Annotated in this window: 18 protein-coding genes; 15 read left to right on the top strand and 3 right to left on the bottom strand. The window is 63.8% G+C overall.

Annotated elements, in window-relative coordinates; translation table 11 throughout:
* Positions 1 to 41: 41 nt before the first annotated feature.
* A complete protein-coding gene (locus BHK69_RS14735; protein WP_069690757.1) occupies positions 42 to 485 on the bottom strand; it encodes a VOC family protein in 444 nt (147 codons plus the stop codon).
* 158 nt (positions 486 to 643) lie between these two features.
* On the opposite strand from BHK69_RS14735, the gene BHK69_RS14740 reads away from it, so the two are divergent.
* From BHK69_RS14740 to BHK69_RS14760, 5 genes are all read left to right on the top strand, one after another.
* Positions 644 to 1087 (top strand): MarR family winged helix-turn-helix transcriptional regulator, encoded by a 444-nt coding sequence (locus BHK69_RS14740; protein WP_069693669.1) that lies wholly within the window; start codon positions 644 to 646, stop codon positions 1085 to 1087.
* A 111-nt stretch (positions 1088 to 1198) separates the two neighbouring features.
* Positions 1199 to 2077: an alpha/beta fold hydrolase gene (locus BHK69_RS14745; protein WP_069690758.1), complete on the top strand. Its 879-nt coding sequence runs from the start codon at positions 1199 to 1201 to the stop codon at positions 2075 to 2077.
* A 233-nt stretch (positions 2078 to 2310) separates the two neighbouring features.
* On the top strand, positions 2311 to 2538 hold the full coding sequence (locus BHK69_RS14750; protein WP_244548199.1) for an SANT/Myb-like DNA-binding domain-containing protein: 228 nt from the start codon (positions 2311 to 2313) through the stop codon (positions 2536 to 2538).
* 468 nt (positions 2539 to 3006) lie between these two features.
* A complete protein-coding gene (locus BHK69_RS14755; protein ID WP_158516215.1) occupies positions 3007 to 4215 on the top strand; it encodes an SIR2 family protein in 1209 nt (402 codons plus the stop codon).
* Positions 4212 to 6974, top strand: a complete 2763-nt coding sequence (locus tag BHK69_RS14760) for a hypothetical protein (RefSeq protein WP_069690760.1) — start codon at positions 4212 to 4214, stop codon at positions 6972 to 6974. The genes BHK69_RS14755 and BHK69_RS14760 overlap by 4 nt, the downstream gene beginning before the upstream one ends.
* A gap of 407 nt (positions 6975 to 7381) precedes the next feature.
* Here BHK69_RS14760 and BHK69_RS14765 read toward each other — a convergent pair whose 3' ends face one another.
* Positions 7382 to 7978 carry a GNAT family N-acetyltransferase gene (locus tag BHK69_RS14765; RefSeq protein ID WP_069690761.1) on the bottom strand — a complete coding sequence of 199 codons (597 nt, stop codon included), beginning with the start codon at positions 7976 to 7978 and terminating at the stop codon, positions 7382 to 7384.
* 273 nt (positions 7979 to 8251) lie between these two features.
* On the opposite strand from BHK69_RS14765, the gene BHK69_RS14770 reads away from it, so the two are divergent.
* The 3 genes from BHK69_RS14770 (at position 8252) to BHK69_RS14780 (ending at position 11832) form a co-directional block, all read left to right on the top strand.
* Positions 8252 to 9250, top strand: a complete 999-nt coding sequence (locus tag BHK69_RS14770; protein ID WP_069690762.1) for an asparaginase — start codon at positions 8252 to 8254, stop codon at positions 9248 to 9250.
* Between the two features lie 274 nt (positions 9251 to 9524).
* A complete protein-coding gene (locus BHK69_RS14775) occupies positions 9525 to 10712 on the top strand; it encodes a hypothetical protein (RefSeq protein WP_069690763.1) in 1188 nt (395 codons plus the stop codon).
* Positions 10713 to 10836: 124 nt separating this feature from the next.
* Positions 10837 to 11832: a glycosyltransferase family 2 protein gene (locus BHK69_RS14780; protein WP_069690764.1), complete on the top strand. Its 996-nt coding sequence runs from the start codon at positions 10837 to 10839 to the stop codon at positions 11830 to 11832.
* Between the two features lie 202 nt (positions 11833 to 12034).
* On the opposite strand, the gene BHK69_RS14785 is transcribed toward BHK69_RS14780, so the two are convergent.
* Positions 12035 to 13294: a lipopolysaccharide biosynthesis protein gene (locus tag BHK69_RS14785; RefSeq protein WP_244548201.1), complete on the bottom strand. Its 1260-nt coding sequence runs from the start codon at positions 13292 to 13294 to the stop codon at positions 12035 to 12037.
* A gap of 659 nt (positions 13295 to 13953) precedes the next feature.
* Between BHK69_RS14785 and BHK69_RS14795 the strand changes: the two genes are divergently transcribed.
* From BHK69_RS14795 to BHK69_RS14825, 7 genes are read left to right on the top strand one after another with little or no spacing between them, the layout of a single operon-like run.
* Positions 13954 to 15393: a GumC family protein gene (locus BHK69_RS14795; protein WP_069690766.1), complete on the top strand. Its 1440-nt coding sequence runs from the start codon at positions 13954 to 13956 to the stop codon at positions 15391 to 15393.
* Positions 15390 to 16712: an O-antigen ligase family protein gene (locus BHK69_RS14800; protein ID WP_069690767.1), complete on the top strand. Its 1323-nt coding sequence runs from the start codon at positions 15390 to 15392 to the stop codon at positions 16710 to 16712. Before BHK69_RS14795 ends, BHK69_RS14800 begins: the two co-directional genes overlap by 4 nt.
* Complete coding sequence (locus tag BHK69_RS14805) at positions 16705 to 17520, top strand: polysaccharide deacetylase family protein (protein ID WP_083269424.1); 816 nt, start codon at positions 16705 to 16707, stop codon at positions 17518 to 17520. Before BHK69_RS14800 ends, BHK69_RS14805 begins: the two co-directional genes overlap by 8 nt.
* A complete protein-coding gene (locus tag BHK69_RS14810) occupies positions 17517 to 18743 on the top strand; it encodes a glycosyltransferase family 4 protein (RefSeq protein WP_069690768.1) in 1227 nt (408 codons plus the stop codon). Before BHK69_RS14805 ends, BHK69_RS14810 begins: the two co-directional genes overlap by 4 nt.
* A complete protein-coding gene (locus BHK69_RS14815) occupies positions 18743 to 19960 on the top strand; it encodes a glycosyltransferase family 4 protein (protein ID WP_069690769.1) in 1218 nt (405 codons plus the stop codon). The genes BHK69_RS14810 and BHK69_RS14815 overlap by 1 nt, the downstream gene beginning before the upstream one ends.
* Positions 19957 to 22101, top strand: a complete 2145-nt coding sequence (locus BHK69_RS14820; RefSeq protein WP_083269426.1) for a cellulase family glycosylhydrolase — start codon at positions 19957 to 19959, stop codon at positions 22099 to 22101. The genes BHK69_RS14815 and BHK69_RS14820 overlap by 4 nt, the downstream gene beginning before the upstream one ends.
* An 8-nt stretch (positions 22102 to 22109) precedes the next feature.
* A complete protein-coding gene (locus BHK69_RS14825; protein ID WP_158516216.1) occupies positions 22110 to 23198 on the top strand; it encodes an acyltransferase family protein in 1089 nt (362 codons plus the stop codon).
* Positions 23199 to 23462: the final 264 nt, after the last annotated feature.

Here is a 23462-nt window from a genome sequence, read left to right on the forward strand (position 1 = left end):
CATGCGCCAGCCCTGGCATCGCGCCGCGCCTGTCGCAGGCGTCAGCCCTGCGGCTTCCAATCGGCGGACGGAATGGTGTTGACCATCCAGGGGATGCCGAACTTGTCGACCAGCGAGCCGAAGCCCGGCGACCAGAAGGTCTCGCCGAAAGGCATGACCGCCTTGCCGCCCGCCGACAGCTGCTCGAACCGGCGCTGGCCTTGCGCCTTGTCCGTGCTGTGCAGGGTGACGTCGAAGCCGTTCTTCGGTTTCTCGATGTTGGGCGCCCAGGCGGCATCCATATCGGCGCCCATCAGGGCCTGATCACCGACCTCCAGCCAGCAATGCATCAGCCAGCTCTTATACTTCTCGTCGGTGATCGGCATGCCGGGAGGCGCGTCGCCATAAGAAATTGCGGCGGTGATCTTGCCGCCGAGAACCGCCGCGTAGAACTCGAACGCCTCGCGGCATTGCCCCTGAAAGCTCAAGCTGGTCACGATCTTCATGGTCTTCTCCCTGTTTGATCCAAGCCCCTGTTCGATCCGGGGCCTGGTTCGATCCAAATCCCTCTCCGACCCCGATGCCGATCGGCACGGGCATCGATCGATGCTCGCTTTATTTAGTTGATATCAACCTATATAGTGCCCCGATGTCAACCGGTCTGATGTGCGCTGAAACCGAACCCTCCTTTGAAACGACGCTTCTGGTGCGCGATGCCTGCCTGTGCCTCCATGCACAACGGGCAGCCCGCGCGCTCGCGCGACGCTTCGATCTGGCGCTGAAGCCTGTCGGCATCAGCAGCGGCCAATTCTCGCTCCTGATGTCGCTGAACCGTCCCAAGCCGCCAAGCCTTGGCAGTGTCGCCTCCTTGCTGGCGATGGACCGGACGACGCTGACCGCGAACCTCAAGCCGCTGGAGCGCCGCGAACTCGTCGAGACCAGCCATGACGGGGCGGACCGGCGGGTCCGCCTCCTGTCTCTGACACCGGCCGGCAGGGCTGTGCTGACCGAAGCCGTGCCAATCTGGAAGCAGCTCCACGCGGCCATCGAAGCCGATTTGTCAGATCCGGCCCATCTGCGTTCCGATCTGGTTCTGCTCTCGCGATGACGAGTGCCTGCTCCCTGGCGATGAGCCACGTTCAGCCTTTAGGGGAGCGAATTTTCGGAACAGGCACCGTCTGTGCTGGTTTAGACGGAATCAGTCCGAGAGGTCGTTGTCATGCAACAGCACGCGATCGTTCATCGATACGCAGAGATCGGCGGTCACAACCTGTTTATTCGCGAAGCTGGCCCGGAGGATGCTCCGGCCGTGCTTCTGCTGCACGGCTATCCGTGCTCATCCTTTCAGTTTCGGCGCCTGATGCCGGCTCTGGCCGATCGCTGGCGCACCATCGCCTTCGATTGGCCAGGCTTCGGCTATAGCGAGACGCCGGACCCGGCCGGGTTCGGATATGATTTCGACGCCTTTGCCGACGTGCTCGCAGATGTGACGGATGCGCTCGGCCTGGAACGCTATGGCGTCTGGCTCCACGATTACGGATCGCAGATCGGTCTCCGGCACGCCGCCGCGCATCCTGACAGGATCGCCGCGCTCATCATCCAGAACGGCGACATCTACGAAGACGTTCTTGGCCCGAAATACGAGACGATCAAGGCTTGGTGGGCTGACAAATCTGACGAGAAGCACCGCCCGCTCGAACAGGCGGTCAGCGAGGAGGGGTTCCGCAAGGAGTTTGTCGGCGAGGTCTCGAAAGAGGTCGCGAGCCGGGTTCCGCCCGACCTCTGGAAGCTACACTGGCCGTTGATGGACAGCCCTGTGCGAAAGGCTGTGTCGATCGGGCTGATGGAAAAGCTCGAACAGAACCTTGAATGGTTTCCGCGCTACCAATCCTATCTGCGCGAGCATCAGCCGCCGACGCTGATCGTGTGGGGGCCGGAGGATGGCTACATGCCGGCCGAGTCAGCCCGCGCCTATCACCGCGACCTGCCAGACGCCGAACTGCATCTCATCGACGATGCCGGCCACTGGCTGCTGGAAACGCATTTTGAGCAAGCCCTGCCGCTCGTCCGCAATTTCCTGGAGCGGACGCTGCGCTGATCGCCCACGCGCTGAGATTGACCAGAAGGAGGGCATCATGGCGACGAAGCCGACCAGCGCGCGAATCTGGCGCGGTCGCACCCGTAAAGACGGCGCGGACAGCTACGAGCAAATTCGCCGCCATCGCTAGAGCAATGTCCAACCCGACTGGATCGCTCAATTGCTCTAGATCTTTGTTTTAACGCGTTTTCCCGCCGCGATCCGGTGTCCACTTCACGCGAAAAAGCTCTAGTATGGATGGCGCGAATGCCGGAGATGTCCCGGCGGAGCGGGAGCAGATCATGACCGAGCGATTTGAACGGCATCGCCAGCCCTGGACCTATGAGGAACTCGAGAAGCTGAAGTTGCTCGCCAGGAAGGGCATGGCACTGAAGGCAATTTCGAAAGCGATGACCCGCAGCGAGGAATCCATCAAGGACCGTGCCAAACTCGATGGCATCGGGATCGCCAAGCTCCGTTAGAGCGTTTTCGAGCAGCGCAAGCGCGACGAGAGCGGCAAGTCGTTCGCTCACCTGCGCCGTGTAAGCCTCAGCTTGGCGCAGGAGCAGCCTGGGGGAGGGGGCATCGCCGCCACCACGGATTGAAGTTCGGTGACGAAGCGGCCACGGCCGGATTGCGCCGCTCGCCGCTGCGACAGCTGAAATCTCCGCTTTCTCAGGGGCGCCTAGCTGCCGCTCATGGCCCGTTTCTGACGTTTGGAACGCCTGCTTCTGGGCAGCCCGCTGGGGCTGGCGGTCAAGCAGCCGAAGGTAGCCAAAGCGAGCTTAGGTAGCGTCCGCGTCCTGGACGCTAATGACACTGGCTCAAATGACGACATTGGCTCAAATGACGTACATTGGGCCGAGAGCGGAAGAGCGCACCGCTCTCCAAGATGGCAGCCGCACACTACAGCGACACGTGGTTTAATGAGCCTACGAATGCGAAGAGCTTTGGACGACGACGTCGCAATTGAGGATAGAGTCGTACAGATGGGTCCAGGGATTGCCGCTCTCCCCGAGCGGCTCCTGCTAGCTCATGCACGCGGCGAAGTGCTGTTCATTTGTGGCGCAGGTATATCGCGTCCTGCTGGGCTTCCCGACTTTCGTCAACTTGTCCTGGACGTTTACGCAACACTTGATGCGTCTACGCACAGCGTATTGGCAGGACTGCCATCGGGAGCTTGCAACCAGTGGCAGACCAACTGCGGGGGTTTGACCGATCGGCAGACTGCCGAAGTGAAGCGGTTCATCGTCGGCGACTATGATGTTGTCCTCGGCATGCTTGAACGCCGACTCGACGATCAAACACGTGGCGATAGCCAGGTTAGGCGGAGGGTTTCGACCATCCTGCGTTCAGATGCGGCAAGCCCAACCGCGATCCACAAGGCGCTCATAGCCCTTGCCGAACGCGGCGGCGCGAAAACCATCGTGACAACAAACTTTGATCGGCTGCTTCAAGTTGCTGCCCAACGCCTTCGGTCGCCCGTTGAGACTTACTCTCTCGGCTCGATCCCAAGGCCATCGCGGCATTCGGAGTTCTCGGGTGTGCTTCATATCCATGGCGTGCTCGACAAGAGCCCGGCGAGAACTGCGGAGCTTGTTCTATCGGATCAGGATTTCGGCGAGTTCTATTTGCGCCGCCGCGTTGTTCCCGATTTCATCTACGATGCTGCGCGCCTGTATCATCTGGTGCTGGTCGGCTATAGCGCCAATGATCCGCCTATGCGTTATCTGCTCAATGCGGTCGCAGCGGACGGCAAGCGTTTTGACGATTTGAAAGAGCGTTTCACTTTTTTCGGCTCAAACTCGCCGGACGCAGTCGCACTTGCAGACTGGAATGGGCGCGGCATCACACCGATCCACTACGACTCAGCAAACGGCCACGACGCGTTGAGGGCAACCCTGGAACGATGGGCAGCTTTGTCCGCGATCAATGGGAAGAAAGAAATTGTCGATGCCGAACTGCGAAGAATTGTAAAAACATCGTGGTCTGTGGCCAAGGAATCCGACCGCGACCTCTTCGACCATTTCTTTCGAAGAAGCAACGCAAGTGAACGGGTGCGTTTGTCGGCGCTGATTTCGGACGCGAGGGCTGAGATCGAGTGGCTTGATGCGGTCGTAAAGATTTGCGCTGAACCCGCGCGGCGACGGATGCCATGATCCGGCCCTGGGCTTATTTTGACCCGCAAGACCGCGAGACGTTTCGGACGGTAATCGCCTTTCTGAATAAGCGCGTTGCTGAGCAAGGAACGATCGATTGGGCGCTGAAGCTCAAGCCCGGGCAGAGGATCGAGCGTATCGCGGTTGAGGAATTATTGACCGGCCCGGGTGCGCGCGATCTTGCAGAACCGTGGGCCTCGGCTTGGCGGCTCATCGAAGAAAGCTGGTCAGCGCCTCAATCCGAAGGCCGCAACGGAACTGCCATTTACGGCATTCAGGAGCGACTACGGGCGGGCGATCGGTCCGGTTCGGCGGTTGCCGCCATTGTTGATCTAGTTGCGCCGCGCCTCAAAGTCGAGCCAATTGGCGCGTGGCGATGGAACTACACTAAGAGGCCGCGCAAGCCGAAGGCTGTCGAGCATATCCTGTCCGCCGGCCTGACGAGCGGAGGTCTGATTGATCTGAACGTGCTCGAACTGGCAAACCTCAATGATATCGCTTTTCTGACATCGCTGGCTAATGCGTTGGAAGCCGCTGTCAATCACGGCCTCGATATTGCTCGCAGGCTGGGCTGGGATGGACAAAGGCGCCTGTGGCAACTTGGCGACCTACGACGCGCGTACTACGTGGCTGATGCTCCAAGAGCGCGCGAGGATGGTGACCCAGACGTATATCATCATGGCATCGCGCCATCAGTGAAACTGCTACATGCCGTCGTCGCTAGAATTTCGGAGCTTGATCTCGCAGATGCACGGAGTTTTGCTCGGCGCTGGAGGCTGAATAGCTCGCCGGTGCATCTTCGCTTGTGGGCTGCGATGTCTCGGAACGAACAGATTACGTCCGCTGATGAGGTGTCGGCCTTCCTCGTAGCGCTCGATCAGGATCGGTTTTGGGATGTGGACGGCTTCCCGGAGATCACTGAGCTTCGAGCCGTCCGGTTCGGCGATATTAACGCAGGAGCGCAAAAATTCATCGTAGCTCGGATTCAGAAAGGCCCTCCACGGGATCATTGGCCGAAGAAGATTGATCCTGCGGATGTAAAGAATGCGCGACTGTATTGGTCCTTTCGGGAACTACGGCGCATCGAAGTCGGCGGCGGTGCCCTGCCGGATGGAGCCAAGGCTTGGCTTGATGCGCAGTCGGCGCAATTCGCTGAACTTGCGGAGATGACGATCGATGAAGGTTTCTCCGAAGAGGTCACCGTCACTCGTCGTGAAGCGAAGCCGGATACGAAATTCGACACCCTTTCAGGCGTCGAACGGCTGAGGGCGCTCGACGCCGCTTTGGGAACTGGGCGTCGCGGCTGGGATGATGACCCCGCCGAACGCGCCAACGAGTGGATCAACCAGCAGGGCAATGCCGACAAGGTGCTTGCTGACTTCGAGACCACCAACAACGGTGGCGACGACTTCCCGAAGGTCTGGAACCGCTTTGGCTGGGCGCACAGGCCACGCCAGCAGGATAGGCAAGCAGCGCAGGATGGGGATCTGGGCGAAGAGGCTGGCAGCGTTCTTGGCCTGCTGTCTCAGCTCTCCGACGCATCGTTTTCGAATGCGATTGAGGGTATTTGCGCCTGGCTGGATGCCTGGAAGAAGCACGCCGTCAAGCTACCGCTCGCCTTGCCGATCTGGCTTCGTCTCTGGCCAATCGCTGTAGAAGTCACGAACCTGAGGCCCGAAAGAACCGAAGATGAAGACCTGAGTGTCTTTCGCAACGATGAACGTGATGAACTCGACCAAATAGCGAGCGAAGCACTAAACACCCCGGCCGGGAAGCTTGTCGGCGTGTTTTTCGCTGCATGCCCGAGCCTGTCGCCCGAAGCGCAAGCTTTTCACGCAGGTTCGATGGAAAGGCAGATGCGCGACATCGTAATTGCTGCGGAAGGACGCAGCGGGCTGATCGCCAAACACCGGTTGATCGAGGCGTTGCCCTATTTTCTTCGCGCTGATCCCGATTGGGCAAAGGAACATCTCATCGCGCCGTTGCTCAAGGATGACGGCGCCGCGTTGGCGCTCTGGCGAGCCGTTGCAAGGCGCACGCACTTCACTAAAGTTTTGGGAAGTATAGGCGCGGCGATGGCCGAACGCGCCAATGATCCGCGACTGGGCCGGGACACGCGTCGTCGGCTTGTTTTCAGTCTAGTAGTCGAATCCCTTCATGCATTCCGCGAGGGCCGTGCGCCTGCGGTGCCGAACCAACGTATTCAACAGATGCTGCGAACGCTAGATGATGAAGTACGCGCATCAGCGGCGAATGCGATCCAGCAATTCGTTCGTGAATTCTCCGCGAAGGCTGCAACCAACGCACCAGAGGATGGCGAAGAGCAAGAAGAACCAGCATCTGCAGCGGCTCTCTTCCGAGCGGCAGCAGCGCCGTTCCTTCGTGAGGTTTGGCCGCAGGAGCGATCACTGGCGACGCCCGGGGTCAGCAGTGCGCTTGCTGACCTTCCGGCGACCGCAGGCGAGGCATTTGCCGAAGCCGTGGACGCAATCGCCCGCTTTCTTGTTCCGTTCGAGTGCTGGTCGATGGTCGACTATGGCCTCTATGGCGATGAGGGCAAAGCAAAGAAGCTCGCGGTCATCAATGACGAAGCGAAGGCGCGGGCTCTCCTGAAACTGCTTGATCTCACAGTCGGCAATTCAGAAGGCGCCGTTATTCCTCACGATCTCACGGATGCATTGGACCAGATTTCAAAGGTTGATCCTGGACTTTCTACCACGGCCACCTGTCGTCGACTGGCTACAGCGGCTCGCCGTTAGCGCAAAGCCGAACGTTCGTTGCTAGGCAGAAGGCCAACTTCCGCTCCTGGCGCAATCGAGACGACAGCAGGCAGCGTGTTCACCTGCTTCGCGTAAGCCTCAGCTTGGCGCAGGAGCGGCCTGGGTGTTCATCGCTGCCACCACGGATTGAAGTTCGGTGACGAAGCCGGCCACGGCCGGATTGCGCCGCTCGCCGCTGCGACAGCCGAGACGCAAATCTCCGCTTTCCCAGGGGCGCCTAGCTGCCGCTCATGGCCCCAAGCCGACATCGGGAACGTCAGCTTCTAGCCAGCCTGGGCGAGGGCAAGGCGGCGGGGCCGAAGCTGGCGCGGCGAGTTAGCGCCGGCACGTAACTCCCCAGCAGCACGATCACCGCCACGAGATTGACTTCCAAAAGCCTGATCCGATCAGCTTGCGGCAGGCTGCGGCGGGCGCAGCATCGGCGTCAGGACCGGCGACGATCCGGTCTGGATGGTTCCAAGAATTTCGAACCCGTGTCGCTGATAGAGCGGGATGTTCCGCGGATTCGACGATTCCAGATAGGCTGCGGCTCCCTCGCGGTCGCAGCGTGCGAGCGCATGACGCATGAGCGCGCTGCCGATTCCCTGACCCTGCCGCGCTGGGTCGGCGCCGATCAGCGGCAGATACCAGTGTGGGACCTTTGGATGGTAGCGCTCCATCGCTTCGAATATCGCGTCGACATCGGGCAAGATAGCTGGATCGGCGTTCTTCCGGATGAGGCGTCCGAGCGTCTCGATGTCGGGCTCTACGCCGGGTGGCAGCCACAGCGCTGCGGCGCCGAAATCGTCGCTCACGTAGGCGCTATCGCTATCGTAGGCGGCAGCGCCAAACGCGCGGATTAGGTCGGGCATCACCGCGAGATAGGTCTGGGCCTCTCCCAATGACCAGCGCGTCATCGGATCGGTCGCGAAGGCGAGGACGATGACCGCCGAAACGGCGCTCTCCTCGTCGCGGGATGCGGAACGGACAGCAATGGACGTCATGGGATGTCCGGATGTTTGCGGTGGGCTTCAGCGGATATGGGATCGTCGGTGCGCCGACGCCACCCCGTGTTTGCCAACGTCTGCTTTCCTACAGTGCTGCAATGTCTGCAGATGGCGCCAGCGAGACGCATGCTCCAAGGCCATGTTTTCAAGCGAAGTGGGCACCGGTTCGCATGAAGCAACGCGTCAAAACAATGATCTGGAGCATTTGCACGATCCAATTGGATCAGACATTGCTCTGGCTTTGGCGATCGAGCGGAGTAGGACAAGCGTATGAGCAAGGGGCGGGTCGCGGTTATCGGCACGGGCGGCACGATCGGTGCGGTCGGACGGGATGTCTTCGACCTCCACGACTACGATGCCAACGGCGTCATCCTCGATGCCGCGCAATTGCTGGAAGCCTTGCCCCGCAGGGAGGATGACCCCGTCTGTTATGCGGTTCCGTTCAGCGCCGTGCCGAGCACGCGCATCGGCTTCGCGGAATGGCGCGGGCTTGCCCAGCTCTGTGCCAGGCTCGTCGCGGACGATCCGGAGCTGACGGGGATCGTGATCACGCATGGCACCTCGACCCTGGAAGAGACGGCGTACTTCCTCAATCTCACCCTCACAGTGGCGATCCCGGTTGTCCTGGTCGGGTCGATGCGCCCGTCGAACGGCCTGTCGAGCGATGGGGCGTTGAACCTGCGAAACGGCATCCGCGTCGCGGCCTGCCCGGAGGCTGTCGGTCTCGGCGTGCTCGTCGTCCTGAACGACGAGATCCATTCGGCCAGGGACGTGACCAAATGCTCCAACTCTCGCGTGCAAGCCTTCCAGTCTCCTGTCCATGGACTTCTGGGGCAGGTCGATTCGGACCGGATCGCGTTTTACCGCCGCCCGTTGCGCGCGCACGCCCCCGATACGGAATTTGAGATCGAGCCGATGGAGGCCTTGCCGCGTGTCGACATCCTCTATGCCTATGTCGGCGGGGACGATGTGCTGGCCCGTGCCGCGATCGGGGCCGGAGCCAGGGGCATCGTCTCGGCGGGCTTCGCCCCCGGAGCAACCACTCAGGCGGAGAAGGCAGCGCTACGCGAGGCTGCCGCGAATGGCATCATCATCGTCCAATCCTCACGCGCAGGGGCCGGGCGTGTCCCCGAGACCAGCGGGCTTGCAACAAGCGGCTTCCTCAGTGCCGATGACCTGACCCCGCAAAAGGCGCGCATCCTGCTGGCGCTCGCATTGACGCGATCGGATGACGTCAACGCGATCGAGGGGATGTTCCGGCGTTACTGACGGGCTTTGAGCGCTGAGCGCCGGCGTTGTTCGCTGCGTGGGTCGGTATCGATGGCCGTCGGCCTCATCCGTGATGGTCGGGCTTTCCCTATTCTCGCTTTACGTGTCGCTTACGATTTTGAGCGCATAAGTTGAGTTGTACGGGATGACTCTCTCATTTGGAGAGGGCTTCTCCTGTTCGCCCGGTTGCAGACGCACCGGCTCCATGATGAGGTAGGCTACGATGTCCGGTCGCCGCGCGCTCGCATCGCTCCCGTTCCGCGGTCCGATCTAGATGTCGCAGCTCGAGCCGCAAGCGTTCGCCGCAGCGCGCCCTTTGCACAAGGGCGCAGTCAGGCCGATGAGGCCCGCAGACATCGCTGCGGTCGCTCAGCTGTTTCTGAAGATCTTCAGAAAAACCGATAAGCCGCCGGACGCGGACCTTCAGGACTATCTGCGAACGCTGTTGCTGGCGTCTCCTTCCTATACTGAAGCGACGGGCACGCAGGTCTACGAGCAGCAGGACGGTTTTATCCGGAGCGCGCTGCTGGCCGTGCCGATGCGTTTCACCGCCTATGGGGACATCCTGCCCGGGAGGCTTCTCGGCGTCTTCATGACCGACGGCCAAAAAGAAGCAGCCGGAGCGGCGCAACTTGTCCTCGCCTTGCGGCCCAGGCGCACCGACTTCGCCTTTTGCGACAGCGCATCGCCGACGAGCTGCAACCATCTTCTCGCCATCGGGGGCAAGCCGATTCCCTTGCAGAACCTTGAATGGGCGCGCAGCTTCCGTCCCGTCGGGGTATTGGCGGCGCGCTTCGGCGAGCGCCTTCTGCGCGGCAAGGCTTCTGGCGGCAAGGCTTCTGGCAGCAAGGGCAAGATCCTTGGCGGCATGGTTTCTGGTCTGTCCGCTCTGGCGCGCCCTCTCGACGGCGTACTGCGTCGCCTGCTGCCAGGGGAGGCTGAGCAAGCCGGCGCTGCGCGCGTCGTGGAGATGCCCATACCAAGCTTCCTCATGCAGGCGCCGCGACTCGTCGCTCACTACGCGGTGCGGCCTCTCTGGACAGAGGAGGAGCTCTCCTGGGTGGTTTCACTGGCTGCGCAGAACACCCGGCTCGGAGCCTTCACGATCCGCTCCGTCATCGACCGCACCGACGCGATCATCGGCTGCTTCGTGTATTACGCCGCGCCGGGGCGAACCGCGCATGTCCTCAACGTCCTGTCGCTCCCCGGACAGGAGCCCACCGTCTTGAACGCGATGTTTCGCCATCTCGACGATACCGGCCATGTCGAAGCCCGCGGCCGTGCGCAATCCGCCTTGATGGTCGGGCTCTCCCTGCAGCGCTGGCTCGTCTTCCGGCACCGGGCCTTCACCTTTGCGCTGACGAAGCTTCCCGAGATCAACGACGCCGTCATGCGCGGCGATATCTATATCGGCGGCCTCGCTGGCGAGGACTGGAGCCGGCTCCTCAGCGATTTCGATTAGAGCATTGCGCGAAAAAGTGGATGCCGGTTTTTCGCGTGAGCAATGCTCTAGACTTTAGGAATCGATCACGTTTTTCGCATTCGGACGATTCCGTCCGAATGCGACGTGATCTCGGGCGGACGCGATGACGGTATCGGTTATCCTTAAGACACTGAACGAGGAGGCGAGAATTGGCGCCGCCATCGAAAGCGTCTTGGCGGCGCTCGAAGGGATCGGCGGCGAGATCACCGTGGCCGATGGCGGCTCGCGCGATCGCACGCTCGCTGTCGCCGAAAACTATCCCGTCCGTGTCGTCCAGCTCGAACCGACCATCTCCCCGAGCTGCGGGATCGGCCCCCAGCTCGGCTTCCAGCACAGCCGCGAGCCGTTCATCTGCCTGATGGACGGCGACATGCTGCTCGATCCCGGCTTCCTTCCCGAGGCGCTGTCCTACCTCTCGGCCAATCCCCGTGCCGCCGGCGTGACCGGCCATGTCGAGGAGATGAACCAGACCAGCCTCGAATATGTCAGGCGCGGGCGCAGGGCGCCGCCGGAGAACCGCAGCGGGCCGATCGACCGCATGAATGGCGGTGGCCTTTATCGCAGGGAGGCGGTCGAGCAGGCCGGCTATCTGTCGGACCGCAATCTGCACGGATATGAGGAATTCGACCTGGGCATGAGATTGCGGGCGCGGGGCTGGACCCTGCATCGTCTCGACCGCCGTTTCGTGCGTCATTTCGGACATGCGCTCAACGCCTATACGCTGCTCGTGCGGCGTTGGAAGTCGGGCTATCTGCGCGGGATCGGAGAGTTGCTGCGCGGGGCGCTCGGGAAGCCGCACTGGCGGCAACTGGTTCAGGACCTGCCCGAGCTGAAGCTCTGGGCCATCGTCTATCTCTGGCTGATCGCAATGATCGCGCTGCCGCTCGCGCTGCCGAGCCCGGCCTTGGGACTTGCGGTGGACGTCGTCCTGACAGCCGGTATCGTCGGCGTGATGAGCCTCCGGCAGCGGAGCCTGTCACTGGGCCTCTATGCGGTCGTCGCCTGGCTGTTCCACGCCGCTGCATTGCCGCTCGGCTTCTTCCAGGCGCGCAAAGCCCCGGAAGCCTGGATCGAGAGCCGGATCGTCAAGGATATCTAGCAGGCTTCTGCAGCAGCCTGCGCCCGCACCCTGTTTATGCTCGGAACCGCCGCGTCATCCTGGACAAGCGGCGAAGCCGCGCAGCTCCGGGATCCATCGTAGAGCCAGACTCCTCAAAGGATTGGCCCTACGATGGATCCCGGGCCTCCGCTTCGCTACCCCAGGATGACGGAGTGGTTCCGAGGATGAGCAGCATCCTGCGCTAGGGACTTGCCCGGGCGGGCTCATCCGCCTGCAAGCGGCTGCGCCGCACGAAGCTGAGCAGCACGAGCCACGCGGCCACGACGATGGCGCCTTCGATCACGTAAAGCGCGATGAAGGTGCCGACCGGGGCTGCGAGCCAGGTCGCCACCGCGAGGAGGGCGCTGCCCAGCAGGTTGGCTCCGTTCAGGATCCAGGCTCTCGCATCCTGCCGCCCCGAGGCGCCGAGCAAGTCGATCGCGGCCGCCCAGGCGCCGACGAGGACGATGGTGCCGGAAAGGCAGCGCACGAAGAACGAAAGATCGTGATAGTCGCGGCCAAACAACGCCGGAAGCTTGGGCGCCAGCATGAACAGGATGAGGAATGTCGTCAGGCTGAGGGCAAGCGCCGCGATCAGGGCCCGTTTTGCCATGGGCAAGGCGAGGTACAGGCCGTCGCGGCTCTCCCTTGCAAGGCGCGGATAGATCAGCCGGTTCAAGGCATCGATCGAGAGATAGCTGCTGTCTACGATCCGCCTGGCCACGCCATAGCTTCCCACCGTCTCGATCGGCGTGAAGAGGCCGATCACGAGCAGGTCGACATTCGAGCGGACGGCCCGCATCACGAATTGCGAGCTGAACAGGATGCCGGCCCGCAGCTCCTCGCGCAGGATCGTGAGCCGGGGCCGGCCGAGGGGGCGCAGCCATGCGGCTCCGACCAGGGCGAAGAGAAGATTCCCGCCGCACTGCCAGACAGCCCATTCCGACAGGCTCGATACCTGGAACAGCATGCAGGCAAGCGCCGCGGTGGCCATGCGCCCAAAAGCGAAGCCGACGACCGCGCGATTGGCCGCATCAAGCCGGCCGAGGCCGAGGAATGCGGTTTCGACGAGAAGGATCACCCTTACGAGAACGACATTGCCCAGGAACAGCAGCGCCAGGGTCGTCGTGTCCACGGAGGGGCCGGAACTCATATGGACCCAGGAACTCATATGGGACCAGGAACTGATGTGGGCCCAGGATGACATCGCCGCGACGCCGCCGATGACGAGCACGGCTCCGCTCAGGCCGATCAGAACAAGGTTGTGACCGAGCAGACTCGTATAGCTCGCGGGCTCGCGCGAGACCCTGCGAAGCAGGCAGTCGGAGGCGCCGAGGCCGCAAATCTGAACCGCAATGGCGGTTACGGCCGAAATCTGCACGAAGAGACCGAACTCGATCGGCCCCAGCGAGCGCGCCAGAATGGCGAAGGTCACGAGCTGTGAAAGGGCGGCTGATGCCAAGGATCCGCTCGACAGCAAATAGCTGATGAGGACTGGACGGGCGAGCCGGATTCTCCGGCCGGCATCCTTCAGGCCTTTTGCCAAGAAAAACCCCCATTCAGACTGAAAGCATAGGTTGAATTTTACAATCAAGAGTCGATCTAAATGCCTCGAACGCAGATACTTGATTGAATGGACGTGTCCGAAAAATAGGTCAATTCTATGATGATATATTATAGGAGTACTTTATTTAAAATTCGTGATCTGTGTTTATACGCTGCTATGCGCTTGCCTATTAAGGTTAATTTTTAGTTACCATAGCTATCATAGGTTGCATCAACTTGCCCAAAGAAGGTTACATCAACCCATGGGTGAGATCACAAAAATTCCGTGGATCCGGGGGGGCATAGGGCCCCGAGCGCGGCCGCATGCCTTGTTCCGCTCCTCCGCGCGAGAGGTGGGGCGAGTTCGCGGGGCAAGATGCGTGTCGTCGGCGGCTGCCATCACCTCAAGCGACGCCGGCATGTCTTTCGACGCCGGCATGGCTTTCGACGCCGGCATGTCTTTCTCGATCTCGCGACCTGGTCCGCGCGGCGCGAACCGAACTCCAAGATCTCCAAGATCTCCAAGAACTCCACGATCTTCAAGCCAGGCGTACCCTCTTACTGACGCGGGTCGACATGTATTTCTCAGCTGACGATAGCAAGATGCAGCGCGAGGGTGGCGCCCCTTATCGACGGACCGTCGAATTGGTGCCGCTGCCCGTCCGCGCGATCAGCGCCGCCCAGATTCTGGGCTGGCTGCTGCGCGGCTGGCTTTGGCTGGTGATTGCAGCACTCCTGGGCGCCGTCGCGGCGGTCGGCGGCGCACAGCTCCTGACACCACGCTTCACGGCGACGACGGAGCTGACGATCGCGCCATCCAATCTGCTGATCGCGCCCAACGATCTCTACGCAACGAATATTCAGAGCGACAGCCAGATCCTGGATGTCGAGAGCAAGATGAGGATGATTTCCTCGGGAAACGTCTTGCGCCGGGTCGTCAATCAGCTCGATCTGAAGAACGATCCCGAATTCGCGAGTAAAACGTCGCTGCTCCGCTTCTGGGAAGCTTTCGATCCAGCTCCGCCATCCACCGGGGTGTCGGACCTCGCCAGCACCCTGGCCAGACGCATGACCATTGTCCGGCAGGAGCGTTCCTATGTCGTGTCCCTGTCGATCTGGGCGAGTGAAGCGGCCATGTCGGCGCGGCTCGCCAATGCCGTTGCCGAAGCCTTCCGCGACGAAGTCGTGCGGGCCGATGCCGAGCGCGTCGGGCGGGCGGCGCAAGGGCTGACCGCCCGGGTCGGCGAGATCAAGGCCGCGGCGGCCGAGGCGGAAGATCGGGTCGAAGCCTTCCGCCTCGCCCATGGCCTGCAGCAGGGCGCCTCCAAGCAGCCGCTCGGTGCGGAAGCCCTGGAGCGGATGAGCGCCAAGCTGATCGATGCCAAGGCGCGGCTGGCCGAGGCGGAGGCGCGCAACAACGAGGTCTCGCGCGCGCTCTCGGAGCATGGCGCGCAGGCAGGCGCCGTCCAGTCGCAGGCGCTGAGCGGATTATTCACCGAGGAGGCCACCTTGCGCCGGCAAATTGCGGCGCTGTCCAGGACCTTGGGGCCGCGCCATCCCTCGCTCGGAAACCTGCTGGCCGAGGCCGATGCCATGAGCAAGGCGATCAGGTCGGAGATCGAGCGGCTTCGGCGCGCGGCCCGCAGCGAGGTCGATCAGGCCAGGGCGGCGCTCGCTGCGCTGAACGGGGAGACGCGCACCTTGCGCGGGAACGTCTCCGTCGACGACCAGGCCCAGGTGAAACTGCGGGAACTCGAGCGCGAGGCAAGCGCCAAGACCGCGCTTTACCAGACCTTTCTGACGCGGGCAGGCGAGGCCGCGCAGCGACAGCAGATCGACGCGACGGATGTCCGCGTGATCACGCTTGCGACCGCTCCGTTGCAGCCGCGCTGGCCGCCCCGCCCCATCATCGCGGCTGCAGCAGGCATGGCGTTGGGCCTCCTTCTCGCCGCGGGCCTGCTCCTGGGCCTCGGCTATCTCCGCGAATTTCGGTCCGGCGGGAGGGCCGCGACATGACCCTGACGAACCATAAGCACGAGAGCGCGAGCGAGGGTTTCGCAGGGGCGCTGCTCTTCACGGCGACGCTGCTGTTCTACCTGGTCACGCTGACGCCGTTCATCGACCTGTCGGCGGCCGATGCGAGCGCAGCCGCCACCGGCAAGTCGAACATGATCAATCAGCTCGTCTATCTCGGGCTGACGGCGGCCCTGTGGTGGACCGTCTTGAATTCGCCGGCTCGCCAGCTGGTCGGGCGCCCGCGCACCATCCTGGTCGCGCTGCTCGTCTGGTTCGGGATCGTTTCGGCGCTCTCGCTGCATCCCGACCTGGCGCTCAAGCGCGTCTTCCTGGCAACGCTCACGATCGCGAATGGCAGCGTCCTGCTGCTGCTGCCGCGCTCCGAGCGCCAGTTCGCCGGCATGCTCACGCTCGGCTGCCTCGGCACCCTGGGGCTTGCCTATCTCGGCGTCGCCCTGCTGCCCCATTTTTCGATCCATCAGGCCAGCGAGATCCGCGAGCCGATGAATGCCGGCCTCTGGCGGGGCCATTTCGCGCACAAGAATGTCGCGGCCGCGGCAATGGTGCTCATAAGCTTCGTCGGACTCTATCTGTTCAGCACCGGCCGCAGGCTCGTCGGCGCTGCGATGACGCTGCTGGCGGTGGTTTTCCTGACCCAGACCGGCGGAAAATCCGCCAGCGCGGCACTGCCCGGCATTCTCGCCTTCGCCTGGATTTTCGAGCGCTGGCGAGCCGTTCGCGCCCCTATGGTGATTCTGGGGATCGCTGCCTTCAACATCCTCACGATCGGCTGCGCGGTCTCGCCCGCCATGCGCGATCTGGTCGCGCATCTCGGCATCGACCCGACCTTCACCAACCGCATCGACATCTGGAAGATCGGCGCCACGGCCGTCATGGACAACCCGCTGACCGGCTACGGCTTCCAGCTGTTCTGGCAGACCGCCGACATGGTCCACAAGGGCGGCTCGGCGACGAGCTGGGCATACGCCGCCTTCAATGGTCACAATGCCTATCTCGACGCGGCGGTCACCACGGGCATTCCCGGTCTGGTCCTGACCCTGGTCTGGGTCGTCTGGGTGCCGCTGCGCGACATAGCCCGGGCTGAGGCCTCGGCAAACGATCCCGCATTGACGCGCCTCTTCGTGCGAATCTGGCTCTATGGGATCGTGATGGCTTGCGTCGAGAGCCTGTTCTTCCAGTCAGGCAGCCTCTGGTTCATGCTGGTCGTGGCGATCTTCGGCCTCCACCTCCAGGCCCGCGCGCACGAAATCCGGGGGGCGGCCCATCAATCGCGCAGCATGGAGCCGGCCCATGCGTAGCGCTGTCACGGTTCCTGCCCCGCTGGAACGCACCGCCCTTCTGCCGTCACTGCTCGACCGGTTCGCCGGCCGCCTGGAGAACAGGCTGATCCGGGCCGCGCCATGGCAGGTCATGCAGGTTCCGACACGAGAGCCGATCGTGTCCTTCACCTTCGACGACGTGCCCGATTCCGCCCTCCGGGCGGGCGCGGCGATCCTCGAAGCCGAGGGTGCGCGCGGCACATTCTATATTTCCGGAGGCCTGCAGGGGCGGGTCGAGCCCAATCGCACCCTGATCGACCTGGCGGGCTGCAAGGAGCTCGCGGCGCGGGGTCACGAGATCGGCTGCCATACCTATGCGCATCGGGATTTGCGGCATGTCGACAGCAAGTCCCTGACCGAAGACCTCGACCGCAATGCGCGCTATCTCGACGCGGCCGATCCGCGGCAGGGGCGGCGCAATTTCGCCTATCCCTACAACAGCGGCTCCTTCGGGAAACGGGATGCCCTGGCCCGCGCCTTCCGCACCTGCCGCGCCGGAGGCGAGGGGATCAATCGCGGCCCGACGGACCCGACCTTCCTGCGGGCGGTCGAGATCCGGCAGCCGCAGCAATCCGTGCTGGGGCTGGCCCGCTGGATCGACGCGCTGGCCGCCCAGCCGGGCTGGCTGATCTTCTTCACACACGACATCTCACCGACGCCGACCCCCTATGGCTGCACGGCCACCGGCTTCCGGTTTCTGCTCGGATATGCGCGCGCCCGCGGCTGCCGGGTGCTGCCCGTCGACGCGGCACTCGACCAGATGGGCTTCCGGGAGCAGGCGAGATGACGCGCCCCCAACGGCTCCTGGCCATCAACAATTACTTCTATCGGCGCGGCGGCGCCGAGAGCGTTTTCCTCGACCATATCGACATGTTCGAGGCGGCCGGCTGGGACGTGGTGCCCTTCGCGATGCAGCATCCCGCCAACCTGCCGAGTGCCTGGTCCGACTATTTCGTCTCCGAGATCGAATATGGTGGGGCCGGCGGGCCGGTCACGAAAGCCAGGCAGGCCGCCAAGGTCATCTTTTCGCTGGAGGCTCGCCGGAAGATCCGCGAGCTGGTCAGGCGCGCACCGCCAGCGGTGGCGCACGCCCACAACGTCTACCATCACATATCGCCGTCGATCTTCGGCGCCCTCAAGGCCGAGGGCGTGCCGCTGGTCATGACGGCACACGATCTGAAGGTCGCCTGCCCGGCCTATAAGATGCTGAGCGGGGGCCGCGTCTGCGAGCGCTGCCATGGCGGTCGCATCCACAATGTCCTGCTCCATCGCTGCGTCAAGGATTCGGCCGTGGTGAGCGGGCTCGTCTTGATGGAGACCCTGGTTCACCGAAGCCTTGGCCTCTATCGCGACACGATCGATCGTCTCATCGCCCCGAGCCGCTTCTACCGCGACAAGCTGGTCGCCTGGGGATGGGACGCAAACCGGATCGCCTATATCCCGAACTGCATCGATGCGAGCCAGTTCACGCCCCCGTCCGACGAAGGCGACTACTTCGTCTATGCGGGACGGCTCGCCCCGGAGAAGGGGCTGGCGACGCTCGTGCACGCCGCCGCGCTGTCGCGTCAGCGGCTGGTCCTGGCCGGTGGTGGTCCCGAGGAGCAGGCCTTGCGCCGCCTCGCGCAGGATCTTGGCGCCGATGTGGCCTTCACCGGACATCTCGACAAGCCGGAGCTGAAGCGGCTGATCGGCGAAGCGCGCGCGCTGGTTCTCCCTTCCGAATGGTACGAGAACGCGCCCGTCAGCATCCTCGAGGCCTACGCGCTCGGGCGCCCGGTCATCGGCACGCGGATCGGAGGCATTCCGGAACTCGTCGCCCATAACCAGACCGGCGTCCTGGTCGAGCCGGGCAACCCCTCGATGCTGGCCGATGCGCTCGTCAGCGTTGCGAACCTTTCCCCGACCGCGCGCGCCGGGCTGGGCGCGACCGGCCGCGACTGGGTGCGCCGGGAGTTCTCGCCCGAGCTGTATCGCGACCGCACCATGGACCTCTACGAGGCGCTCGGCTGATGTACACCTTGATCCCACCCATCGGCGCTGACCCGCCCGAAAGAAAAGTCATTTTCGTCGGCCTGCGCGGCGTCCCTGAGATTCAAGGCGGGGTCGAAACCCACGTCGCCGCGATATCGGCGCGGCTCGCCGAGCGCGGCTGGCAGGTCGAAGTGCTCGGTCGCGCGCCGTATCTCGCGTCGCAACAGCCCTATATCTGGAAAGGCGTCACCGTGACGCCGGTCTGGGCGCCCCGTTCGAAGAGCTTCGAGGCGCTGGCGCACACCGCCTTGGGCCTCATCGTCGCGGCGCGGCGACACCCCGATCTCGTGCATATCCATGCGATCGGACCGGCCTTGCTGACCCCGCTCGCGCGCCTGCTCGGCCTTCACGTCGTGGTGACGCATCACGGCTTCGATTACGACCGCCAGAAATGGGGGCGCTTCGCCAAATCCATCTTGCGGACGGGCGAGGCGATGGGAATGCTGTTTTCCCACGCCAATATCGGCGTGTCGAAGGCGATCGTCGACACCGTCCGCCGCAAATTCAGCGTCGGCGCGATCTTCATCCCCAACGGCGTCGAAAACCCGCCTCCGAAACCGGGCACCTCTTACCTCGACGGTATTCAGGTCACGCCGCAGCGCTATATCCTGAGCGTCGGCAGGATTGTCGAAGAGAAGCGCCATCTCGACCTGATCAATGCCTTCGCGCGGCTGAACGACCCCGGCCTCAAGCTCGTCATCGCCGGCGCGGCCGATCATGCGGGGCCCTATCAGCGCGAGGTCGAGGCCGCGGCCGCAGCGACGCCCAGCGTGGTGATGACGGGCTTCCAGCGCGGTCAAGCCCTGTTCCAGCTTTATCGGCACGCGGCACTGTTTGTTCTCCCCTCGAGCCATGAAGGCATGCCGATGGTGCTGCTCGAGGCGCTCAGCTACGGGGTGCCCTGCCTGGCGAGCGATATCGATGCGAATCTCGCGCTCGATCTCGGGGCGGAGAATTATTTCCCGCTGGGCGCGGTCGATGCGCTTGCGGCAGCGATGCGGGCGAAACTCGCCGCGCGCGACCCCGCGCAAAGCGCAGAGCGCGCGGCCCGGACCATCGATTCCTTCGGATGGGGCACGATCGTCGATCGCACCATGGACGTCTACGAGAATGCGCTTCTCGGCTGGCGGCCAGGCAGCGTGCGTCACGACGGCGCCGGCCCCGCAAAGCGAGCTGAACTTGGAGGCCGGCGATGAGACTTATCCTGCGAAACCTCGAAATGGCGATACTGGGCCTCGGCTTTCTCGGCCTGGCCTGGGGCAAGAGCAAGCTGCACGGCTACACCACGCCGAACGGCACCGCGAAATCGGATGTCTCGGGGCAGATCGACTATCTCATCGATATTTTCGGCTCGTTCCGCCGCTTCATGCCGCCGCAGTTCGACCTGCGCGACAAGGACGTGCTGGAGCTGAGCCCCGGCGGGTCGCGCGGGAACGGCGTGCTCTTTCTCGCGCTCGGGGCGCGGTCCTATCACGCCATCGATGTGTTCGCCCTCGCCGAGGGCGAGGATCCCGCCTTCTACGAGCAGCTGCTCGATCGCTTCCGCGAAGGCCGCGAGGCCGACCGGGAGCGCGCCTTGGCGATCGCCAGCACGCCGGGTGCGCGCGAATTCGGCTATGCCGTCGGGCGCGATTTCGACATCCCGCGCCTGGCCGAGGGGCGCAGCTTCGACCTGATCGTCAGCTGCGCCGCATTCGAGCACTATGATAGTCCCGCTATCGCCATTGCCGGCCTGACGCAGGTCGCAAGGCCCGGTTGCGAGACGGTCCACATCATCGATCTGCAGACGCATTCCCGTTGGATCCGCGAGCAGGATCCAAACAACATCTATCGCTATCCCGAGGCGATCTACCGGCTCTTCCGGTTTCCCGGGCAGCCGAACCGGCAACGTCCCGCCGATTATGTCGGGAGCTTCGAGGCCGAAGGCTGGAGCGATGTCAGCTTCGTGCCGTCGCGAACGGTCGATCCCGCTCTGCGCGACGCGTCCCTGCGCGGCCTGTCGGCACGCTTTGCGGGCCAAGCCGATATGACCGTCCTCGATGGCGCCTTGCGGGCGGGTTATCCGGAACGAGGTGACAACCGGAAGAAGCGCCTCGTGACGACCCGCCGCGCCATTCTCGGTGGCATTGTCGGCATCGCGACGCTCGCCTCCTTCGGGAGGGAGAAGGCCGCAAGTGGACCGGGCGCCGAGATCCCGCTGTTTCGCCGCGGCATCGGCGTCTCGCACGCTTTGGGATGGGCCGACGTCGAAGCCGACGGCTCCTATGGGGATGCGCCTTTCTCGGCGCCGCGCTTTCGCTTCGATCCGGCGCAGAGGCTGGCGATCCGTGCCGCGGGTTTCGATTTCGTGCGGCTGGCAGTCGATGTCGGTCCCTTTCTGGCCTTCCACGGTGCGGCTCGCGATCAACTCGACGAGCGTCTCATCGGCATTGTCGGAGAGCTGCTCGATGCCGATCTCGGCGTGATCGTCGACCTGCATCCCAGCGCGATGAATCCGGTTTACCGGCCGGCCGCGCTGACCGCAGGCGTCGATACGCCCAACTTCCAGGCCGTGCTCGCCCTGCAGCAGCGTCTGGCCGCCCGTCTGTGGCAGCTCGTGGAGGGCAGGGCGGGAGCGCCGAGGCTCGCTTTCGAGCTGATGAACGAGCCGGAGGTGCCGCAGGCGACCTGGCAACCGATGCTCGAGGCGTCTTACAGGGCTGCTCGCAGCGGCTCGGCGCAATTGCCGCTCGTGCTGGGCGGCGGCTCGATGAATGCCCCGGCAGCGCTGGCTGAAATCGATATGCGCCCCTTCGCAGGCGATGCGCGCCTGATCTACACCTATCACGACTACTCGCCCTGGCAGTTCACCCACCAAGGGGTGCGCGGTAGTCCAGCCTATGCACTGGACGCGATCGCCTATCCGGCGCCGCCATCGGCGCAGGCGATGATCGCAGCGACCCAGCGACGCATGACCGCGCTTGGTCTCGACGGCGCCGCGCTGGCGCAGGCGCGGGAGGCGAAGCGGACGCTCGCGCGCTATGTCGGTTTCGATCGATCGGCCCTCGAGAGAACCTTTCAACAGGTGAGCGCCTGGCGCATCGCGCAGCGCCTGCCCGCCCATGCCGTCCTGCTCGGCGAGTTCGGGGTCCACAGGACACCCTATCAGGGCACCCCCGAGGGATCGGCCGCACGCGAGACCTGGCTGCGCCACATGCGCGAGCTTGCCGAGGCGCAGGGCTTCGCCTGGGCGTGCTGGACCTATGCGGGGACGGGCGGGTTCGCGCTCGCCGAGAACGAGACCGGTCCAGGCTTCGACGCGGCGACCCGCCGCGCGCTGGGCCTCCTCCCGCTATGAGCCTCGGCATGCCCCGACAGCGCTACGCCAATCTCGACGGGTTGAGGGCCATCGCGGCGCTCGGCGTCATGGTCGAGCACCTGTTCGGCGATCTGCTCAGGCAAGCCCCGTCTGCCTCGGGCCCGGTCGGCACGCTCGCCGAGACGGTCGTCCAGAATCTGAGCCTGGGCCGGTTCGGCGTGGCGCTGTTCTTCCTGATCAGCGGTTTCGTCGTGCCGTTCAGCATCGACGGCGAGCGGCCGCTCCGCCATTTCGCCGTCTCGCGGCTGTTTCGGCTCTATCCCGCGCTGTGGCTGGCGCTGATGGTGCTCGTGACGATGGGCTGGTTCTCCGGGGAGACGCCACGGGCGGCGACCGTGCTGGCCAACATGACCATGGCGCCGTCGCTCTTCGGCCAGCCCTGGCTCTCGCCGATCTATTGGACCTTGTTCATCGAGCTGCTCTTCTATGCACTCGCTGCGCTGTTGTTCTGGGCGGGGAGGTTGCGGGATGTCGGTGTTCTGCTCATCCTGAGCCTGGCCCTGATCGCCGCGACGGTCCTGCCCGTCCAGCTGCGCATGCACGGTCTCGTCAACCTGCCGATCCAGTATCTCGGCATGCATCTGTCGTTCCTGTTCCTGGGCCTGCTGCTGCGGCTATGGCTCGCCGAAGGGGTGCGCGGCGCGCGCCTCTCGGTGCTGGTTCTCGGTCTCGTGCAGCTCGCTGCGCTGCTGTCGGTCTCGCAATTGTCCCTGGCGCGCGGCGACAATTTCATCATGGAGGGGCTCACGCCCGTCCTGAGCGCCTATGTGCTCGCCTTCGCGGTCTTCCTCGCCGCGGTCGGGCTGGGTCGGCCGCGTTCCGCCCTGCTCGCGCGGATCGGGCTGATCAGCTATTCGATGTATCTGTTCCATGGGCCGGTCAACGCGCTCGTCTATCGCGTCCTGCCCTTGACCGGAGAGCGCGGCGACATCGCCACGATGCTGCTCTGCATCGGCTTGACCTTGATGGTCTCCTGGCTTGTCTACCGAACGGTCGAACGCCCGATGATCACGCTCGGGCGTAAGGTATCGTCGAAGCGCAACGCGTCCCTCGTCCCGTCTTCGAGGCCTGCATAAGCGGTTCGCAGGCTGTCCGGGATATCGCAAACGCAGCCATGGGGCAGGGGCCGCCTGAAGCCTTGGGCCGCCGCGCGCGCCACGGCTTACGCCGCGCGGCGCTTGCACGAAATCTGCACAACAATCCTGAAATCCTGATCCTGGCCCCGGCCGGCGCTGCAAGCGGCGGGCGCATGACTGCGGCATGGCAGAGATCATCGCTCCCCGCGCTTTCACCTCCAGCTTGCCGCGCCGGCTGGCCCGGGACGGCTGGTGGCTTGTGGC

Source organism: Bosea vaviloviae, assembly GCF_001741865.1.
GTDB lineage: Bacteria > Pseudomonadota > Alphaproteobacteria > Rhizobiales > Beijerinckiaceae > Allobosea > Allobosea vaviloviae.

Bases quoted from the DNA above. Each gene is read 5' to 3' on its own strand.
- BHK69_RS14735 (WP_069690757.1), bottom strand. From the start codon at position 485: ATGAAGATCGTGACCAGCTTGAGCTTTCAGGGGCAATGCCGCGAGGCG.
- BHK69_RS14740 (WP_069693669.1), top strand. From the start codon at position 644: ATGTGCGCTGAAACCGAACCCTCCTTTGAAACGACGCTTCTGGTGCGC.
- BHK69_RS14745 (WP_069690758.1), top strand. From the start codon at position 1,199: ATGCAACAGCACGCGATCGTTCATCGATACGCAGAGATCGGCGGTCAC.
- BHK69_RS14750 (WP_244548199.1), top strand. From the start codon at position 2,311: ATGGATGGCGCGAATGCCGGAGATGTCCCGGCGGAGCGGGAGCAGATC.
- BHK69_RS14760 (WP_069690760.1), top strand. From the start codon at position 4,212: ATGATCCGGCCCTGGGCTTATTTTGACCCGCAAGACCGCGAGACGTTT.
- BHK69_RS14765 (WP_069690761.1), bottom strand. From the start codon at position 7,978: ATGACGTCCATTGCTGTCCGTTCCGCATCCCGCGACGAGGAGAGCGCC.
- BHK69_RS14770 (WP_069690762.1), top strand. From the start codon at position 8,252: ATGAGCAAGGGGCGGGTCGCGGTTATCGGCACGGGCGGCACGATCGGT.
- BHK69_RS14775 (WP_069690763.1), top strand. From the start codon at position 9,525: ATGTCGCAGCTCGAGCCGCAAGCGTTCGCCGCAGCGCGCCCTTTGCAC.
- BHK69_RS14780 (WP_069690764.1), top strand. From the start codon at position 10,837: ATGACGGTATCGGTTATCCTTAAGACACTGAACGAGGAGGCGAGAATT.
- BHK69_RS14795 (WP_069690766.1), top strand. From the start codon at position 13,954: ATGTATTTCTCAGCTGACGATAGCAAGATGCAGCGCGAGGGTGGCGCC.
- BHK69_RS14800 (WP_069690767.1), top strand. From the start codon at position 15,390: ATGACCCTGACGAACCATAAGCACGAGAGCGCGAGCGAGGGTTTCGCA.
- BHK69_RS14805 (WP_083269424.1), top strand. From the start codon at position 16,705: ATGCGTAGCGCTGTCACGGTTCCTGCCCCGCTGGAACGCACCGCCCTT.
- BHK69_RS14810 (WP_069690768.1), top strand. From the start codon at position 17,517: ATGACGCGCCCCCAACGGCTCCTGGCCATCAACAATTACTTCTATCGG.
- BHK69_RS14815 (WP_069690769.1), top strand. From the start codon at position 18,743: ATGTACACCTTGATCCCACCCATCGGCGCTGACCCGCCCGAAAGAAAA.
- BHK69_RS14820 (WP_083269426.1), top strand. From the start codon at position 19,957: ATGAGACTTATCCTGCGAAACCTCGAAATGGCGATACTGGGCCTCGGC.
- BHK69_RS14825 (WP_158516216.1), top strand. From the start codon at position 22,110: ATGCCCCGACAGCGCTACGCCAATCTCGACGGGTTGAGGGCCATCGCG.